Consider the following 15,803-nt stretch of genomic DNA (forward strand, 5'->3'; position numbering starts at 1 on the left):
CTATGCTCGCCCGGCCCGCGCCCCACGCGCCGGAACGTCCGCGAAATGGACCATGAACGGTGGGGGGTTCCGCTGGAAGTGGGGCGGGGTTTCGGTTGTCGGTTCGCTGCGGCGCCGTCGTGGCTTGTCGCGCAGTTCCCCGCGCCCCCATGAGGGCTTCGCCCCATCATTCACTCCCGTACCTACTTTCCGGAACGGGCCGCCATCCGGGAACCCACCCCCGCCCCGCCCCGTCCAACCGGCAAGACTGCCGGATGAGTCACCGCTGTGCGGTGTCGGCCTCGCTGCTGGCTGCGAACGCTGACGCACCCTCTCCAAGCCGCCTGCGGCCGGCAGCGAGCCGTCACCGGCGCGCCCCCCTCCGATGCGCCGGTGACGGCCCCTTTCCGGGGGCATTCGGCCATCTCGCGTTAGTGCCCGCGCTCTTGACTGGAAGAAACTTCCCGGTTATTCGTGACTTCTCGGAAGTTTTCTTCACGAGGGAAGGAGCGCCTTCGTGCGCGACCAAGCTGAGCAGAACGCTGAGCCGAACGGGACCGGTGCCCGCCCTTCCAGACGCGCACTTCTCGCCGCGACCGCCGGCACCGGCGCCGCGCTCGCCCTCGGCGGGGAGGCGTATCCGGCCGACCGTTACGGGAGTGACGCGCGAATCCGCCGGATCGTCTCCCGTATGACCCTGGAGGAGAAGGTCGGTCAGCTGTTCGTCATGCGGGTGTACGGACACTCCGCCACCGCGCCCGACCAGGCCGACATCGACGCCAACCTCGCGGAGGTCGGCGTACGGACGGCCGCCGAACTCGTCGCCAAGTACCGGGTCGGCGGGATCATCTACTTCGCCTGGGCGCACAACACCCGCGACCCGCATCAGATCGCCGACCTCAGCAACGGGATCCAGCAGGCCTCGCTCGCTGCTCCCCGCGGGCTGCCGGTCCTCATCTCCACCGACCAGGAGCACGGCATCGTCGCCCGCGTGGGCAGGCCCGCCACCCTCCTCCCTGGGGCCATGGCCCTCGGCGCCAACGGCTCACGCACCGACGCGCTGACCGCCGGCCGTATCGGCGGCGCCGAACTGCGCGCCCTCGGCATCCGTCAGGACTACGCGCCGGTGGCCGACGTGAACGTCAACCCGGCCAATCCGGTGATCGGCGTACGGTCGTTCGGCGCCGACCCGAAGGCCGTCGCCGGGCTGGTCGCCGCGCAGGTCACGGGGTATCAGCGGTCCTCCGTCGCCGCCACAGCCAAGCACTTCCCGGGGCACGGCGACACCGCCGTCGACAGCCACTACGGCTTCCCCGTCATCGAGCACACGCGTGAGCAGTGGAGCACCGTCGACGCGCCGCCGTTCCGCGCCGCGATCCGCGCCGGCATCGACTCGATCATGACCGCGCACATCATGGTCCCGGCCCTCGACGACTCCGGCGACCCCGCCACACTGTCCCACCCGATCCTCACCGGCATCCTGCGCGGGGAACTCGGTTACGACGGAGTCGTGGTCACCGACTCCCTGGGCATGCAGGGCGTACGGGAGAAGTACGGCGACGACCGTGTTCCGGTGCTCGCGCTGAAGGCCGGTGTCGACCAGCTGCTCAACCCGCCGTCGCTCGACATCGCCTGGAACGCGGTCCTGGCGGCCGTACGGCAGGGCGAGTTGACCGAGGCGCGGCTCGACACCTCCCTGCTGCGCATTCTCCGGCTCAAGAACCGGCTCGGGCTGCTCGACCGGCCGTACGTCACCCACGCCGGGGTCGACCGGGCCGTCGGTGTCCGTGGCCATCTCCTGGCCGCCGACCGGATCGCCGAGCGGACCACCACCCTCCTCGTCAACGAGGGGAAGACGCTGCCCCTTTCCCGGGTGACCCACAAGCGGGTGCTCGTCGTCGGGGCCGATCCCGCGTCGCCGTCCGGTACCACCGGGCCGCCGACCACCGTGCTGGCGAACGCCCTCACCGAACTGGGCTTCACCGCCACCGCCCTGTCGACCGGCACCGCCCCCTCCGCCGCCGTCATCGCCCGGGCGGTCGCCGCCGCCGGGGAGGTGGACGCGGTGGTCGTCGGGACGTACAACCTCAGCGGCGCAAGCAGTCAGCGGGCCCTCGTCACCCAACTCCTCGCCACCGGGCGGCCCGTGGTGTGCGTCGCCGTCCGCAACCCCTACGACGTGTCACAACTTCCGTCTGTGCGTGCCTACTTGGCCACCTACTCCTGGACGGACGTCGAACTCCGGGCCGCCGCACGGGTGATCGCGGGACAGGTCAGGCCGCGCGGAAGGCTGCCGGTGCCGGTGCTGCGCGCGGACGATCCGACGCGCGTGCTGTATCCGATCGGTCACGGACTGTCGTACTAGAGGCGGGAGGTAAGGAGGCGTACGCGGCGTACGCCGCACAACCGGCGCACCACCCCCAATAGGCGCAAATCCGCTGAACTTCCGGCGTGGCCCTGGCGTCGCGGGCCACGCTGGGCGCGGGTACTCAGGGGGATGCGATGCGCACAGTGCGTTCTGTGGGGTCCGTGCGTTCCATGGGATTCGCGGGAGTGGTGTGCCGACGGGTGATCGCCTGCGCGCTGCTGATGCTGGTCGCGTTGTTCACGGCGACCGGGTGTCAGCTGTCGTCGGACGGTTCGGCGGACGGTTCGTCGGGTGACTCGTCGGAGGGGGCGGCCTCGGGGGGCGCCGACGGTACGGCGGTCGGTCGGCGGCCCACGCCGCCCCGGCCCACCGGTTACGGCACCGTCTTCCTCTCCATCGACGAGTGCAGTTCCTTCGGCATCACCAGTTTCACCGAGGTGCCCTGCACCAGCGAGCGGGCGGCGGCCCGGGTCGTGGCCCGGTTCGACGGCAGGGTCACCGACGGTCCGTCGTGCCCGGCGACCACCGACTTCGTGCTGCACATCAGCGAACAGCGCCCCGCCGCCGACGAGGACGGTGACGGGGCCGTCCCGCAGGGCTACGCCTGTATGCGCAACCTCCAGGCCCCGCACCCCGGCGACCCCGGCGGCGGCGGAGGCCCGCGCACGATCGTCGGCGACTGCGTGTACAGCGCCGGGCGCGGGGAGGTGCGCGAGACGGCGTGCGACGGCAAGAGCGAGAAGAAGCCGGAGTACCGGGTGACCGAGGCCGTCGCCGAACGCTCCAACTGCCCTACTGCCACCGCCCTTTACGTGCAGCTGGGCGGGGAGCGGCCGGTGGGGTGCGCGAAACCGGTGTGAGGGATTCCATTTCTTCGCCCGAATAACGAGTCGCTCCCATTCACTGGAACAACTGTTGTGCTGATTTCGTGAATCGGTAGGCTCCCCCTGTCATGCGCGGACCCCTTCTTTTCGGACAGTCCGCCAGCACTCACAGGCCGGGAACCTCTGTGGCATTCCACGCACGCACGGCGCAACAGCAGCAGGACCGGACTCCGAGGGCTGCGGAGGATGTGAGGGAAGCGAAGGCTCCGAAGCGCCAGTTGTCGCTCCGGACGATCCTTCTCGTCCTGGCCCTGGTGCCCTGTCTGGCCCTGGTAGGCCTGGGCGCGGCGAACTCGTCCCATCTCTACGGCGACTGGGGAACCGTCCATGACCGCAACGAGGAAGCGAAACGCTTCGGCGCCCCGCTCGCCACCGTCTTCTTCAACCTCCAGGCGGAGCGGCGGCTCAGCGCGACGGCGCTCGCGAACCCCAAGGCCGGCAAGTCCGAACTGGCAGCTCAGCGCGGAATCACCGACAAGTCCGTACAGAGCCTCGACGCACTCGGCACCGCCCCGCGCTCTCTAGCCGCGACCTTCCAGAAGGTCACCCTCGGTCTGAAGAAGCTGCCCGGCTACCGGGACGCCGTGGACCGGCGGTCCGCCGACCAGCAGCAGACGTACGATGCCTACACCGGCGTGATCTCGTCGAGCATGCAGTTGTTCGAGGACTTCAGCAACGTCGGCTTCGGCGAGACGGCCATCCTCACCCGGCCGGCGCTCGACGCGCAGTGGGGCATGGAGATGATCTCCCGCGAGGACGCGATCATCGCCGCCGGAGTGGCGAGCGGCAGGCTCACCGGTGAGCAGCGCTTCCAGCTCGCCGAGATGATCGGCAGCCAGGAACACATCTTCGGCGACAAGGTCGTTCCGCAACTTCCCGCCGACCGGGCCAAGGCCTTCCAGGCCGTGCTGTCCGGCGCCGACTGGAAGCGGAAGACCACGGTCGAGCAGAGCCTCCTGAACGCCAAGGGCGCCGACGGCAGCGGCCGGACCGTCGTCTCCGCCGCACTCGGGAAGCAGTGGCAGCAGAGCCTCGCGGGGATCTCTCCCCAACTGCTGGGGGGCCTCAACGCCTACCACGACGACCTCGTCGCCTACACCGAGGACTCACTCGACAGCCTGATGACCAACATGATCGTCAACAGCGCCGTGAGCCTGGCGGCCGTGCTGCTGATGCTGGTCCTCTCACTGCGTCTGACCGGAACGCTGCGCCGCCGGATCTTCGCTCTGCGCGCCGAGGCCCTCGAACTCCAGGAGCGGCTGCCGGACATCGTGGAGCGGCTGCGCAAGGGCGAGAAGGTCGACACCGACGCCGAGCTGCCCGCGATCCGTCACGGCGACGACGAACTCGGCCAGCTCGGCCAGGCCCTCAACCAGGCCCGCGGCTCGGCCCTGGAGACCGCCGTGCGGGAGGTCGAGCTGTACCGCGGCTTCGAGCGGCTGCTGCAACGCATCGCCCGGCGCACCCAGTTGCTGATCGGCATGCAGCTGAAACGTCTCGGCGAGATGCAGCGGCGGCACGAGGATCCCGAGGTCCTCGAAGGCCTCTTCGACCTCGACCACCTGGCGGCCCGGCTGCGCCGCTACGAGGAGAACCTGGTGATCCTCGGCAACGGGACACCGCAGCGGCGCTGGCGCAGGCCCGTCCTCCTGCTGGACATCCTGCGCTCCGCCCAGGGCGAGGTGCAGGACTACCGGCGCATCCGGATCGACACCGACGGCGAGACCTGGCTCTCGGAGCGTGCCGTCGGCCCCATGGTCCACCTCCTCGCGGAGCTCATGGAGAACGCGGTGTCCTTCTCCCGGCCGCCGACCCCGGTCGAGGTGACCGCCTCCCAGGTGGGGCGCGGGGTCGCGATCGAGATCGAGGACCGCGGCATGGGCATGGACCCCGAGCAGTACGCCGAGGCCAACGAGCTGATGGCCGCGCCGCCCCGCATGGACGTGATGTCCCGCGCCGACGACGCCCGTCTCGGCCTGTACGTGGTGGCCCGGCTCGCCGCCAACCTGGGCCTCCAGGTCGAGCTGCGGCCCTCGTCGTTCGGTGGCACCCGGGTCGTCGTCCTGGTCCCGGCAGAGCTGATCTCCGCCGGTCAGCCGGTGCAGGGCCGGCCCGCCGCGCTGCCGGCGACCCCGGGGCCCGGTGCCGCCGCGGTCCCGGACCGGCTCGCTCTGCGTGGGGCGACCGCCCGCACCGGACCGGGGCACGCCCCAACCCGCACCGCGCCCCGGCCGCGCGCCGCGCCCGCCGCCGACCAGGAGGCGTACGCGCGTCCGCTCATCGGCCCCTGGATCGCACCCTCGACGCCGTCGACGCCCTCGACACCGCCGGCCCGCCCCACGCCAACCCCCTCCCAGGCATCCGCTCCGGCCCCCACCGCGAGCCAGAACCCGCTGCCCCGGCGCGTGCGGCAGGCCAGTCTCGTCACCGAACTCCGGGAGGCTCCGCCCTCGTACGACACCGAACCGCAGCGCACCGGCCCCAGCGCCGCGCAGCCCCTCCCCCGCCGGACGGGCGCCCGCTCCGGTGCCACCGTCGGTGCCTTCCAGCGCCAGTCCAGGGCCGCCCGGCTCAGGCCCGACGCCGATCCCCAGCCCAGCCGCCGGCCCACCAGCCCCTCACCCGGACCCGACGGGGCCCGGAAGGAAGACGGACGATGACTCTGCGAACCACTGCCACCAACTCCGACCTCGACTGGCTGCTCGACCGCCTGGTCGACCAGGTTCCGGGCACCCGGGCCGCGATCGTGCTGTCCGACGACGGGCTGGTGGTGAGCCAGTCCGGCAGCGTCGCCCGGGTCGACGCGGAACGCCTGGCCGCGATCGCCACAGGTCAGCAGAGCCTGGCCCGTGGCGTCGGCGAGGTCTTCGGCGGCGGGGCCGTCCGTCAGGTCATCATCGAGCTCGACGAGCTCTGGCTGTTCGTCAGCGCGGCCGGCCGGGGCACCCATCTGGCGGTCGTGGCGGACCAGGAGGTCGACGCCGAGGTGATGGCCGTGGCGATGGACACCCTCGTCCAGCAGGTGGGACAGCGGCTGGGGACCGAGGTGCGGGTCCAGCGGCTGGAGGGCGGGGGGCGTGAGTGAGCCACTGGGCGGACGCGTCGCCGGACGCCGATGAGGCCGAGGAAAGCCTGGTCAGGCCGTACACGATCACTCATGGGCGGACGGCCTCGGTGCGCGACGACCTCACCCTCATCACGGTGATCGCCACCGTCGCGCCGGACGAACGGCACGGCGACCGGGGGCTGCAGCCCGAGCTCCGGAGGATCCTCGGGCAGTGCCGTGCCCCGGTGGCCCTCGCCGAGGTCGCCGCCGGGCTGAACCTGCCCGTGGCGGTGACGAAGATCCTCGTCGGCGATCTCATCGCGCTGGACCGGGTGACGGCCCGGCCGCCGCTCGCGGTCGCGGTCGGCCAGGAAACCGACATGACTCTTCTGCAGGCGGTGAAGGATGCCCTACTCAGACTCTGACGAACAGACCGGGTCACAGGTGTCCGTGGCCGGGACGCCCACCGCGCCCGCCGCGGTGAAAATCCTGATCGCGGGCGGCTTCGGTGTCGGCAAGACCACCATGGTCGGCTCCGTGAGCGAGATCCCGCCCCTGCACACCGAGGAGCACCTGACCGCCGCGGGGCTGAGCGTGGACGACCTCGACGGTGTCGAGCAGAAGACCACGACCACCGTGGCGCTGGACTTCGGCCGGATCACGGTGAGCAGCCAGCTCGTCCTCTATCTGTTCGGTACGCCGGGCCAGGAACGTTTCTGGTTCATGTGGAACGACCTGGTGCACGGGGCGCTCGGCGCGGTGGTCCTCGCGGACACCCGGCGGCTGGAGAGCAGTTTCGCGTCGATCGACTTCTTCGAGAGCCGTGGCGTCCCCTTCGTGGTCGGCGTCAACTGCTTCCACGGGGTGCGGGACCGCACGGTGGACGAGGTGCGGGACGCGCTCGACCTCGACCCGGACGTCCCGGTCGTCATGGGCGACCTCCGGACGCGGCTGGACAGCCGGGACGTGCTGGTGGCCCTGGTCAACCGGCTGATGGCAGGCCGCCCGCCCGCCGCGATCGGCGGCTGACCGCACGACGACGCGGCCCCCGGTGACATGTCACCGAGGGCCGCGTGGCGATCAACTACCCATACCCTCCACGGTCGTTACGGTTACGGCCTCAGGGTGGGCTCGCGCTCGAGGTTGCGCTTGTCGAGCCTGGCGTCGTATGTCGCCAGCGGCTTGGCCACCGACGGGTTCGACTGGACGGCGGTCGAGGCGACGCCGGCCCACTCCAGGATGCGGGCCGTGGCGAGCGTCTTCTGCTCGGGGACCAGACCCGCGACGTTCGCGCCGTGGTTCAGGCCGGGGGCGGTGAAGACGTACGAGTCCTTCGCGCCCTTGCCGAGGCGGAACCGCTCGGCGCCCCACGGGTCGTTCTGCCCGTACACGAACAGCATGTGCTGGGCACGGTGCTGGACCCAGTTGTCTACGTCACGCATCGCGCGCGGCTGGAACTTCATCGAGATGTCCCGGGGGACGAAGTTGCGCGGCGGCTGGTAGCCGTAGCGGACGTACTTCTTCTCGATGTGCGGGAACTTGATGGTGGGCGCGCCGAGTTGGGTGCCCGCCTGGTAGTAGTACGGCGTGTACGGCTCCAGGCCCTGGTCGGTGTAGAAGGAGAACCCGGAGATCGTGTCGATCGAGGTCCAGATGTCGTCGTCGGTCGCGTTCTTCGCGTCCGCCGGGATGGACTCGCAGTCGGCGAGCAGGCTGTACTGCCAGAAGCCCCACACGTAGTCGAGGACGACGGCCTCGTACGCGCGGTCCAGGCTGCCGATGGTGTCGAAGGTGAAGCCCTCGGCGGCGGCGACCTCCGCGTACTTCTTCTCCAGCGGCTTCCGGCGGACGAGCGCCTCGCGCTGTACGGCGTTCAGCCGGTCGCGGCATTCCTTGGTGCCGACCTTGGCGAAGAACCGGTCGTAGGCCGAGTCCTCCTTGTTCACCACGTCGTTGGGGGCGACGTACGCGACGACGCCGTCCATGTCGCGGGGGTAGAAGCGCTCGTAGTACGTGGCGGTCATGCCGCCCTTCGAGCCGCCCGTGGACAGCCACTTCTTGGTGTAGATCTTCTTCAGCGCCGAGAAGACGCGGTGCTGGTCGCTGGCCGCCTGCCAGATGTCCAGCTTGGACCAGTCGGCCGGGTCGGGCCGGGACGGCGTGAAGAAGCGGTACTCCAGGGAGACCTGGTTGCCGTCGACGATCCGCGTCGGCTCACTGCGGCTGGGGTTCGTGTTGACGAAGTACCCGCTGGTGAAGAACACCGTCGGGCGCGAGACGTCCTTGTGCAGGACGGTGATGCGCTGCTGGAACGTGCCCTTGGACGGTCGCCGGTGGTCGATCGGCTGGGTGTAATTGAGGACGAAGTACCGGTAGCCGGTGTACGGCTTCTCCTGGATCAGGCTCATGCCCGGGATCGCGAGGAGCTGGTCCTTGATGTCCGAACTGGCAGTGCTGGTACCGCTGGTACTGCTCTTGGTGCCGGATATGGCTTCCGGCTGAGCGGCGGTCGCCGCCCCCGCCGTACTCACCGTGCCGATGAGCACGGCCAGTGCGAGCAGCCATCTGAGCGCCTTGCGCATGCACCCTCCCCTATGAAACATCTGTGCGCCGGAAGCTATCGGAGCAACTTCCGGCGCACCAGGGGACATAGGGAAATCCCTCGGGCGAGGGATCGGTAAATAGGGTCCGGGAGGGGAGTCAGCGGGAACTCAGCACCGAATCCAGCCGGAACTGACCGATCCCCGCCCGACCGCGCCCTCGATCCACACCTGCCGTCGCCCCGCGTGCACGGTCACCGGGCCGGCCCGCTTCGTGAACTTCCCCGAGTCGACGACCGGCCGCCCGCCCCGCGCCCGGATGCTCACCGACATCCACTGGCGGGCACCCGGCCGCTTGGGCACGGTCACCGCGCAGACGTAGCCGCTGCGCCGGTAGATGCGCACCTCGCCGGTGGAGAAGGCCAGCGTCCGCGCCTTGCGGCCGGAGCACGCCGAGGCCGCAGACGCCGCGTCGGCCGCCTCGGCCGTACCGGGACTCGCGAGGGAGAGCATCCCGGACGCGGTCAGCACGACCAGCCCGAGCGCCAACCGCCGCCGTAGCGAACCACCACTCACCGCGTCCCCCTCGCGCAACCGCCCATGACTCCAACCGTGCGTCCGTACTGATGTACGGACGCACGGTACCTGCCGAACGGTTGCGCGAGGCGCTCCGCGGGAAGTGCGGTACTCCGACTCCGGGCCATATGTGGCTTGTCGCGCCCCGCGGCGGAGCCGCGTATCGACACAGCCCCGCGCCCCTACAGGGCGCTCATCCGGGCGCGGGGACCGGTTCCTCCGGTTCCGACGCGCCCACGAACGTGCGCCACAACTCGGCGTACTGGCCGTCCAGGGCGAGCAGTTCCTCGTGGGTGCCGTCCTCCGCGACGCGGCCGTGGTCCATGAGGACGACCCGGTCGGCGCGGGCGGCGGTGGTCAGCCGGTGGGCGACCACCAAGGTCGTACGGCGGCCTGCGATGCGGTCCGTGGCCTGGTTGACCTGGGCTTCCGTGGCCAGATCCAGAGCCGCCGTCGCCTCGTCGAGGAGCAGGATGTCCGGGTCGACCAGTTCCGCGCGGGCCAGCGCGATCAGCTGGCGTTGGCCCGCCGAGAGGTTGCGTCCGCGCTCGGCGACCTCGTGCAGGTAGCCGCCCTCCAGCGTGGCGATCATGTCGTGCGCCCCGACCGCCCGGGCCGCCGCCTCCACCTGGGCGTCGGTGGCGTCCGGCCGCCCGTACGCGATGGCGTCCCGCACGGTCCCCTGGAACAGGTACGCCTCCTGCGGCACGACCCCGAGGCGATGCCGGTACGAGGTGATGTCGAGGGCGCGCAGATCGGTGCCGTCGACGGTGACCCGGCCGCCGGTCGGATCGTAGAAGCGGGCGACCAGCTTCACGAGCGTCGACTTGCCGGCGCCCGTCTCCCCGACGAAGGCGACGGTCTGCCCGGCCGGAATCGTCAACTGGACCCCGCTCAGGGCCTCTTCGGCGTCGTCGCCGGACCCGTAGGCGAAGTCCACGCCCTCGAAGGCGATGTCGCCGCGCAGGGAGAGCACGTCCAGCGGCTCCTCGGCGGCCTCGGTCGAGGTCCGCTCCTGGAGGAGTTCCTGGATGCGGCCCAGCGAGACCGTCGCCTGCTGGTACCCGTCGAAGACCTGCGAGAGCTGCTGCACGGGCGCGAAGAACAGGTCGATGTAGAGGAGGTAGGCGACCAGCGCACCGGTCGTCAGCGTCCCGTTCTCGATCCGCCCCGCTCCCACGACCAGCACCGCCGCACCCGCGACCGAGGCCAGCAGTTGCACGAAGGGGAAGTACACGGAGATCAGCCACTGGCCCCGGACACGAGCCTGACGGTAGCTGTCGCTGCCCTCCGCGAACCGCTTCGCGCCCGCCCGCTCGCCCCGGAAGGCCTGCACGATCCGCAGCCCGGACACCGACTCCTGGAGGTCGGCGTTGACCACGGACACCCGCTCACGGGCGAGTTCGTACGCCTTCACGCTGGCCCGGCGGAAGTAGAACGTGCCGACGACCAGCACCGGGATGGTGACGAACACGACGAGGGCGAGCTGTACGTCGATCACCACCAGGGCGACCATGATGCCGAAGAAGGTGACGACGGAGACGAAGGCGGTGACCAGCCCCGTCTGCAGGAACGTGGAGAGGGCGTCGACGTCGGTCGTCATCCGGGTCATGATCCGCCCGGTCAACTCCCTTTCGTAGTAGTCGAGTCCGAGGCGTTGCAGCTGGGCGAAGATCTTCAACCGGAGTGCGTACAGGACGCGTTCGCCGGTACGGCCGGTCATCCGCATCTCGCCGATCTGCGCCGCCCACTGGACGGCGACGGACACCAGGGCGAGCCCGGCGGCCACCCACACGGCACCCAGGGCGAGTTGGGAGACGCCCGAGTCGATGCCGTGCCGGATCAGGATCGGCAGGAGCAGTCCCACTCCGGCGTCCAGGGCGACGAGCCCGAGGCTCACCAGCAACGGCCGTCCGAAGCCGCGCAGCAGCCGCTTCAGCCCGTACGACTCCTCGGGCGTGACCGCGCGGGCCTCGTCGATGTCCGGGGTGTCGGCGGCCGGGGGCAACGCCTCGACCTGGGCGAGGAGTTCGGGCGTGGCAGGCATCCCGGCGAACGCGGTGTCCTTGGGCTCACGGTCACCGTTCCACAGCCTGGGCGTGACCCCGCGTTCGGCGTCGAACTCGGCGTCCAGCTCGTCCCGTACGGAGGTGTCCTCGGGCGGAGCGGCGGAGGGCAGGGCTCGGCCGGGCGAGACGCCGCCCAGCTCGTCGGGGTCGGTCAACAGCCGCCGGTACAGGGCGGATCGGGCCTGGAGCTCGTCGTGGGTGCCGATGTCGGCGAGGCGTCCGTCGTCGAGGACGGCGATGCGGTCGGCGAGGCCGAGGGTGGAGCGGCGGTGGGCGATGAGGAGGGTCGTGCGGCCCTCCATGACGTGCCCCAGCGCCTCGTGGATCTCGTGCTCGACGCGCGCGTCCACGGCGGAGGTGGCGTCGTCGAGGACGAGGAGCCGAGGGTCGGTGAGGATGGCGCGGGCGAGTGCGACGCGCTGGCGCTGGCCGCCGGAGAGGGTCAGGCCGTGCTCGCCGACCCTGGTGTCGTAGCCGTGGGGCAGTTCGGCGATGAAACGGTCCGCCTGGGCGGCGCGGGCGGCGACCAGGATCTGTTCCTCGGTGGCGTCCGGGCGGCCGTACGCGATGTTGTTGCGGACGGTGTCGGAGAAGAGGAACGAGTCTTCGGGGACGAGCCCGATCGCGGACCGGAGGGAGTCGAGGGTGAGTTCACGGACGTCGTGCCCGCCGATGAGGACCGCGCCGCGCGTCACGTCGTAGAAGCGCGGCAGGAGGAGGGAGACGGTCGACTTGCCGGAGCCGGAGGAGCCGACGACGGCGAGGGTCTCGCCGGGCCGGATCTCGAAGCTGAGCCCGGAGAGGACGGGCCGGTCGTCGTCGTACCCGAACGAGACGTCGTCGAACTCGACGGTGGCGGGGGCGTCGGCGGGCAGGTCCTTGTCCCCGTCGGTCAACGACGGCCGGGTGTCGATGAGTTCGAGGACGCGCTCGGTACCGGCGCGTGCCTGCTGTCCGACCGTCAGCACCATGGCGAGCATGCGCACGGGCCCGACTAGCTGGGCGAGATAGGTGGAGAACGCGACGAACGTACCGAGCGTGATGCGCCCGCCCACGGCCAGCCACCCGCCCACGGCGAGCATGGCGACCTGCCCGAGCACGGGCACGGCCTGCAGGGCCGGGGTGTAGACGGAGTTGAACCGGATGGTCCGCAGCCGCCCCGCGAAGAGCCGCCGCCCGACCTCCCTGAGCTTCCCGGTCTCCTGGTCCTCCTGCCCGAACCCCTTCACCACGCGTACGCCGGTCACGGCGCCGTCCACGACACCGGCGACGGCGGCGGCCTGGGCCTGCGCGTACCAGGTGGCCGGGTGGAGCTTCGTCCGGCTGCGCTTGGCGACGATCCAGAGGGCGGGGGCGACCGCGAGGGCGACCAGGGTGAGCGGGAGCGACAGCCAGGCCATGATCGCGAGGGAGATCACGAAGAGCAGCACGTTCCCGAGGGTCATCGGGAGCATGTAGAAGAGGCTCTGGATCAGCTGGAGGTCACTGGTGGCCCGCCCGACGATCTGCCCGGTCGACAGCTCGTCCTGGCGGCGGCCGTCGAGCCGGGTGATCGTCTCGAACATCTCCGTCCGCAGGTCGTACTGGACGTCGAGGGCGAGCCTGCCGCCGTAGTAGCGGCGGATGTAGGTGAGGACGTAGACGAGGACGGCGGAGACGACGAGCGCGCCCGCCCAGGGGGCCATGGAGCGGCTCTTGTCGCCGATGACGTCGTCGATGATCACCTTGGTGATCAGCGGGACCAGCGCCATGAGGGCCATACCGCCGAGGGACGCACCCAGGGACAGCACGACGTCCTTCGGATACCGCCAGGCGTATCCGACCAGCCGCCGCGCCCATCCCGGTACGGGTGCAGGCTCAGGTGCAGGTGCCGACGCAGGCACCTGTGCCGATGCCTGCACCTGTTCCGGATCCGGTACCTGTTCCGGTTCGTGTCCTGGCTTCCGCCCCCGCTGCTCTGCCACTCCGGCGCCTTCCGTAGATCCGCGATTCCGCACTCCGCCGGTAAGCACCAACACGGGCCGAAGGGGATTTCATCCCTCCGCAACAATTCCAGCTACGCCCGGCTACGCCTGGCCACGTCCGGCTAGGGCGTCCGGACCCGCAGGAAGTAGAAGCGGGTCGTCTGTGCGGCGTTCTGGTTGTCGTCGCTGACCAGCAGGACGCGCAGGGCACCGTGGGTGCGGCCGGTGACGACCATGCCCTCGATGTTGTCGAGGAGCGGGTTCGGCTGGGGCTGCTTGGCGGTCGCTCCCAGTGACGGGCAGTTCACGATGTCGGCGAGGAGGGTCTTCCTGACGAGGCGCACACCGCTCTGGCCGGTGAGGTTCTCGACCCCGCTCGTGTCCGTGGCGTGACGCGGGTCGGCCAGGTAGAGGCGGACCGTGTTGCCGACGCCGGCGGTGAAACCGCGCTCCAGGACGAGAAGACGGCCGTCGGGGGTCGCGGCCACCTCGGGGACACCCAGGCCTGAGTCGGTGCGGTAGGCGTACTGGGCGCCCAGTACGAAGTGGCTGCCCCTCCGCTCCCAGGTCTGCCAGCGGGCGATGCCGGTGGAGTCGCCGGAGATCGCGTACTCCATGGACGCGAGGAGCGTACGGCCGCCGGGGAGGAGGGTGAGCCCCTCGAAGGTCTGGTTGGCGGTGGCACGGCCGACCGGGGCGACCTTGAGCGCGTCCGGCACCGGGAGACGGTCGAGGATGCGTCCGTCGCGGGAGTAGCGGCGTACGGAGGGTTCCGTCTCGGAGGAGACGAGGCGGGTGCCGTCCCGGTCGACGACCAGGCCCTCGGAGTCGAGCGCGGCGCCGGTCTCGTCGGCGAGGGGGACGACGCTCGTCGGGCTCAGGGTCCGCCGGTCCAGGGTGAACAGGGACGAGCGGTCGGAGAGGGCGGCGAGGTCGCCGTTCCGGTCCACGGCGAGCGCGGAGAGGTTGCCGACGAAGGTGCCGTCGTACGTCGTCTTGTCGAGGACGTCCGAGAAGCGGTCGAGGGAGACGGTGGGTGAACAGGCCTTAGTGACGGCCGAGTTGGCGTTCGCCGGTCCGGCGGCGGTCAGACAGCCGGCCGCCGCCAGGCCGGCGGTGACGGTGGTGAGCAGGGTTCGCAGGGGTCGCGAGGGTCGCAGGCGCATGGCGGTCACCGTAGATCGGGTGGGTGACGGCCGGGAGGCGACGCGGTGAAGTCGGCTCGCTCCCGACCGGCCTGCGACCGGCTCGCGATCAGTTCGCGATCAGCTCGCGGCGAGATCCCGGTGGACGACCTTGGCCACGCCCTCGATGGTCGTGATGCCGTAGTTCCAGGTGCTGTTGCCCTGCGTGAGCACCGTGATCGAGTAGTCGTGGCCGCCGCCCTTGAACGTACCCACGCTGTGCACCCGCCAGCCGTTCGTCGCGCGTTGCAGCCAGCCGTTCTTGACGTGCACCGAGACACCCGAGGGCGCGCCCTTCGGCGTGCCCCAGCGCTGGGACGCGATGACCTGGCTCATCAACAGCTGAATGTACGTACGGGAGTTGTCGGTCAGGATCGTGTTGGTGGCGGTGGTGAGGGCAAGGAGCTTCTGCTCGTCGCGGGCGGTGATCTGGGTGAGACCCCAGTAGCCGTTCGCGCCGGGTTTGGTCTGCGTCATGCCGGCCGCCGCGACGAAGGCCTTGATCTTCGTCAGGCCCAGCTGGTTCCACAGCTTCGTGGTCGACGCGTTGTCCGACTTGGTGATCATGGCCTTCGCGAGGGTCTTCTCGGTGGCCGTCAGCGCGCGGTTGCGCTTCTGGGCGTCCCAGAGCAGGGTCGCCAGTACGGTCACCTTGACGACACTGGCGGAGTCGTAGGCGGTCTGCGCCCGGTACTCGCAGGTCGTCTTGGTGGCGCGGTCGTAGACGCCGACGCTGATGGAGCCTCGCCGGCCGGAGAGGGCGGTGGTGATGTCCCGCTTCAGCTTGGTGGCGAGGGCGGGCTTGGCGGACGTACAACTGACGGCCGCCGCAGCCGCGTCGGCGGGTGTCGCGGTGGCGACGAGCGACAGCACGGTCGCGGCGCAGACGGCGGCGCCGCCGAGTACGCGGGTGCGCGCGGATCTGGATATGTGGTGAGTCATGGAGGTTTCCCATCCCCGTGAAGGACATCAACGCGCCCCCGGCACGCTGGTGTTCTTCTGACTCACGTACACATGCGAATGGTTGTACGGCGGTCGCACTTTTTTTCGAGACCCACGTGAGGACCTACTGGAGGACTTGCTTGGAGACTTGGGGGACCTGCTTGGGGAAAGCCCGCACCGCGCGTAACGCACTGTTGCCCTGATTCACAGCTGGCCCCCAGTCGCGCCACAGCGCGCACCCACCCCCTGTC

Annotated in this window: 11 protein-coding genes; 6 read left to right on the forward strand and 5 right to left on the reverse strand. The window is 70.4% G+C overall.

The genetic code is table 11. The annotated features are described in order from the left end of the window. Positions 1–496 precede the first annotated feature (496 nt). From G3I56_RS02535 to G3I56_RS02560, 6 genes are all read left to right on the forward strand, one after another. Positions 497–2,344 carry a glycoside hydrolase family 3 protein gene (locus tag G3I56_RS02535; RefSeq protein WP_164406868.1) on the forward strand — a complete coding sequence of 616 codons (1,848 nt, stop codon included), beginning with the start codon at positions 497–499 and terminating at the stop codon, positions 2,342–2,344. 224 nt (positions 2,345–2,568) lie between these two features. Continuing rightward, positions 2,569–3,207, forward strand: coding sequence for a hypothetical protein (locus G3I56_RS02540; RefSeq protein ID WP_164407237.1), 639 nt, complete (start codon positions 2,569–2,571; stop codon positions 3,205–3,207). 212 nt (positions 3,208–3,419) lie between these two features. Next, complete coding sequence (locus G3I56_RS02545) at positions 3,420–5,891, forward strand: nitrate- and nitrite sensing domain-containing protein (protein WP_164406870.1); 2,472 nt, start codon at positions 3,420–3,422, stop codon at positions 5,889–5,891. Then, positions 5,888–6,316, forward strand: a complete 429-nt coding sequence (locus G3I56_RS02550; RefSeq protein ID WP_164406872.1) for a roadblock/LC7 domain-containing protein — start codon at positions 5,888–5,890, stop codon at positions 6,314–6,316. Before G3I56_RS02545 ends, G3I56_RS02550 begins: the two co-directional genes overlap by 4 nt. Beyond that, on the forward strand, positions 6,313–6,702 hold the full coding sequence (locus tag G3I56_RS02555) for a DUF742 domain-containing protein (protein ID WP_164406873.1): 390 nt from the start codon (positions 6,313–6,315) through the stop codon (positions 6,700–6,702). The genes G3I56_RS02550 and G3I56_RS02555 overlap by 4 nt, the downstream gene beginning before the upstream one ends. Then, complete coding sequence (locus G3I56_RS02560) at positions 6,683–7,306, forward strand: ATP/GTP-binding protein (RefSeq protein ID WP_164406874.1); 624 nt, start codon at positions 6,683–6,685, stop codon at positions 7,304–7,306. Before G3I56_RS02555 ends, G3I56_RS02560 begins: the two co-directional genes overlap by 20 nt. Before the next feature lie 83 nt (positions 7,307–7,389). Here G3I56_RS02560 and G3I56_RS02565 read toward each other — a convergent pair whose 3' ends face one another. The 5 genes from G3I56_RS02565 to G3I56_RS02585 all read right to left on the reverse strand — a co-directional run bounded on the left by G3I56_RS02565 (position 7,390) and on the right by G3I56_RS02585 (position 15,552). Beyond that, the gene (locus tag G3I56_RS02565) at positions 7,390–8,859 is read right to left on the reverse strand and encodes a S28 family serine protease (RefSeq protein WP_164406875.1); all 1,470 of its coding nucleotides are present in this window, start codon (positions 8,857–8,859) and stop codon (positions 7,390–7,392) included. 129 nt (positions 8,860–8,988) lie between these two features. Then, positions 8,989–9,393, reverse strand: coding sequence for a hypothetical protein (locus G3I56_RS02570; protein WP_343239839.1), 405 nt, complete (start codon positions 9,391–9,393; stop codon positions 8,989–8,991). A 193-nt stretch (positions 9,394–9,586) separates the two neighbouring features. Continuing rightward, positions 9,587–13,345 (reverse strand): ABC transporter ATP-binding protein, encoded by a 3,759-nt coding sequence (locus G3I56_RS02575; RefSeq protein WP_164407239.1) that lies wholly within the window; start codon positions 13,343–13,345, stop codon positions 9,587–9,589. Between the two features lie 203 nt (positions 13,346–13,548). Then, positions 13,549–14,592, reverse strand: a complete 1,044-nt coding sequence (locus G3I56_RS02580) for an esterase-like activity of phytase family protein (RefSeq protein WP_164406876.1) — start codon at positions 14,590–14,592, stop codon at positions 13,549–13,551. Positions 14,593–14,691: 99 nt separating this feature from the next. Then, positions 14,692–15,552, reverse strand: coding sequence for a serine hydrolase (locus tag G3I56_RS02585; RefSeq protein WP_203688949.1), 861 nt, complete (start codon positions 15,550–15,552; stop codon positions 14,692–14,694). Between the last annotated feature and the right edge of the window lie 251 nt (positions 15,553–15,803).

Source organism: Streptomyces sp. SID12488, from assembly GCF_010548275.1.
GTDB lineage: Bacteria > Actinomycetota > Actinomycetes > Streptomycetales > Streptomycetaceae > Streptomyces.